This is a genomic window from Rubrimonas sp. (genome assembly GCF_036788415.1).
Lineage (GTDB): Bacteria > Pseudomonadota > Alphaproteobacteria > Rhodobacterales > Rhodobacteraceae > Rubrimonas.
The window spans coordinates 1-2340 of sequence record NZ_DAIQNN010000221.1 but is presented as its reverse complement, the minus strand read 5'-3'; the positions used below and the strand labels follow the sequence as shown (position 1 = coordinate 2340).

Here is a 2340-nt window from a genome sequence, read left to right as displayed (position 1 = left end):
GACATGTCGCCCGTCTCGTGCGGGACATCCTCGATCACGCCGCCGAGGGCGCCTCCTCGGCCAGAATCCGGGAAGGAGACCGGCCATGACCTGCTCGAATCCGCAGCATGCGAACCACCCTCATGTCCACGGCCCCGGCTGCGGCCACACCGCCGTGCGGCATGGCGGTCATGTCGACTACCTGCACGACGGCCATCTGCATCATCCGCACCAGGGTCACGTCGACGAGCACGTGATCGAGGTCTCGACCGCCAATCCCGACGCCTGCGCGCCGCTGTCCAGGACTGCGCTTGGTCATGACGCGGATCACGTTCACGGGCCGGGCTGCGGGCATGAGGCCGTGCCGCACGGCGATCATGTCTGCTACCTCGTGAACGGCCGACTGCATCACCCGCATGACGGCCACTGCGACGACCACGGACCGCTGCAGGTGGTCTGATCGCGCTTGATCTGCGGGGCCGCGGCGGGATGCGTCGGTCCCCAGACCCGTGCGGCGTCTCGGGCGAGCAGCGCCTGCTCCCGCGCGTCGAGCAGGCAGAGCGCCGCCGCCACGTCGCCGTGGGTGCGTCTGAGAGCGCGGTCGTAGACCTTCACGGCCGACTTGACGGACCACGAAAGCGCCGCGCGCGCCAGCCAGCGACGCAGCGGCTCCGGGGCGCTGTCGAACGCGCCCATCGGGTTGCATGCGCGACGTCGGCGCAGTGTCGTCACGATGTTGCGCCTCATGTCGGCGCTGCAGGTGCGACCCCCGCCGCGCACGACGCCCGCAGGAACGCGTCCACCGGCGCCTGACCGACGCCCTGGGTGATGAACACGAGCCGGGTGCGACGGTCGGCGTCGGGCCAGGCGTCGAGGATGACGGGGTCGTGGAACACATGCTGGGCGCCGTGGATGACGATCGGCCGCTCCGGTTTCTCCGCCAGACAGACGACGCCCTTCACGCGCAGCAGCGCTGGGCCCTGATTGGCGATCAGAATCTCAAGCGCCGTGGTGAAACCCATGGTCGGGACAGGCTCGTCGAGCGTGACGCAGAATGCACGGATGTCGGGGCCGTGGCGCGAGACGTCGTGGTGGTGATCATGACCATGCCCATGCTCGTGATGAGAATGCCCATCGGCCTCGAGCGACTCCGCGTTCAGCCAACCGCGCACGTCCATCGACTTCGCGCCCGGGTCGAAGGCGGTCATGTCGAACAGCCGGCGCAGGTCGAACTCTGGCGCGTTCCGATCGAGGATCACCGCCCCTGGCGCGAGCGCCTGCAGCCGCGCCGCGAGCGCGTCGAGGTCGCGCCGCGAGGCCGGGTCGCGGGCGAGGTCCGTCTTGGTCAGGACAATCCGGTCGGCGACGGCGACCTGCCGGACGGCTTCTTCATGCCGATCGAGCGTCGCATCGCCGTTGACCGCGTCGACCGCCGTAACGACACCGGCCAGCGCGAAGCGCCGAGCGAGGCGCGGATCCGCGATCAGAGTCTGGATCGGCGGCGCCGGGTCGGCGAGCCCGGTGGTCTCGATCACGAGTCGTGAGAAGCCCGCGACCTCGCCCGCCATCATCCGAGCATGCAGCCTCACCAGCGCCTCGCGGATGTCGCCGCGGATCGTGCAGCAGAGGCAGCCCGTCGTGGTCTCGACGATCTGTTCCGGCGCATGGGCGATCAGCGCCCCGTCCAGCCCGACCTCGCCGAACTCGTTCACGACGATGGCCGTGTCGCTGAAACGCGGATCGCGCAGGACGGCGCTCAGCAGCGTGGACTTGCCGGCGCCGAGAAAGCCGGTGAGCAGGGTGACGGGGATGCGGTCGCTCATCGGGCGCTCCTTTAGGCGGGTGCAGGGGCCGTCGCGCCTCGGGACGCGTCCTCGGGTTCGGAAAACGGATCGGACGCTGCCAACTCTGGCGGGTTTCGCAGGAAGGCGATGCTTTCGTCGAGAAGACGGCGCGGAATGTTCTTGCCGATCAGGACGAAGCGGCTGCGGCGGTCGTCGGAGGGCCAACGCGGCAGCGCCACCGGCGGATGCAGGACGTGCTGGACCGCGTGCAGCGCCAGCGGCGCCTCTTCGCCTGCGATGTGGATGATGGCCTTGAACCGCAGAAGCTCCGGCCCGCAGAGCGTCAGGATCGTCTCGAGCCAGAGATCGAAGACCAATGGCTCGATCGGCGTCTCGATCACCGCCGTCGCGCTCATGACGCGCGGCTCGTGCCGGCGTCGCTGCAGCATCGCGGTCAGCGCATCGACCGCGCCGTCACGCCCGGCGGAGGATGCCTCGCCCGCGGCGCTGGCGTCGAGCGCCATCACGCCCCACCGCGCCGCTGCGGCCGCGCCGCCCTCGCCGTGGCCGATGTCGA

The 2340-nt window shown here is 70.0% G+C and carries 4 protein-coding genes; 1 reads left to right on the top strand and 3 read right to left on the bottom strand.

Annotated elements, in window-relative coordinates:
- Positions 1-85: 85 nt before the first annotated feature.
- A complete protein-coding gene (locus tag V7Q31_RS18840; protein ID WP_333835370.1) occupies positions 86-439 on the top strand; it encodes a hypothetical protein in 354 nt (117 codons plus the stop codon).
- Here the strand turns inward: V7Q31_RS18840 and V7Q31_RS18835 are convergent.
- The 3 genes from V7Q31_RS18835 to V7Q31_RS18825 all read right to left on the bottom strand — a co-directional run.
- Complete coding sequence (locus tag V7Q31_RS18835; protein WP_333835369.1) at positions 388-711, bottom strand: DUF6525 family protein; 324 nt, start codon at positions 709-711, stop codon at positions 388-390. The genes V7Q31_RS18840 and V7Q31_RS18835 overlap by 52 nt on opposite strands.
- Positions 712-722: 11 nt before the next feature.
- Positions 723-1802, bottom strand: coding sequence for a CobW family GTP-binding protein (locus V7Q31_RS18830; protein WP_333835368.1), 1080 nt, complete (start codon positions 1800-1802; stop codon positions 723-725).
- Positions 1803-1813: 11 nt separating this feature from the next.
- A partial coding sequence (locus V7Q31_RS18825) for a GTP-binding protein (protein ID WP_333835367.1) occupies positions 1814-2340 on the bottom strand: 527 nt, incomplete at its 5' end.

What these genes read in the sequence shown, in the direction of transcription:
- V7Q31_RS18840 (WP_333835370.1), top strand. Translation starts at nt 86, where the DNA reads ATGACCTGCTCGAATCCGCAGCATGCGAACCACCCTCATGTCCACGGC.
- V7Q31_RS18830 (WP_333835368.1), bottom strand. Translation starts at nt 1,802, where the DNA reads ATGAGCGACCGCATCCCCGTCACCCTGCTCACCGGCTTTCTCGGCGCC.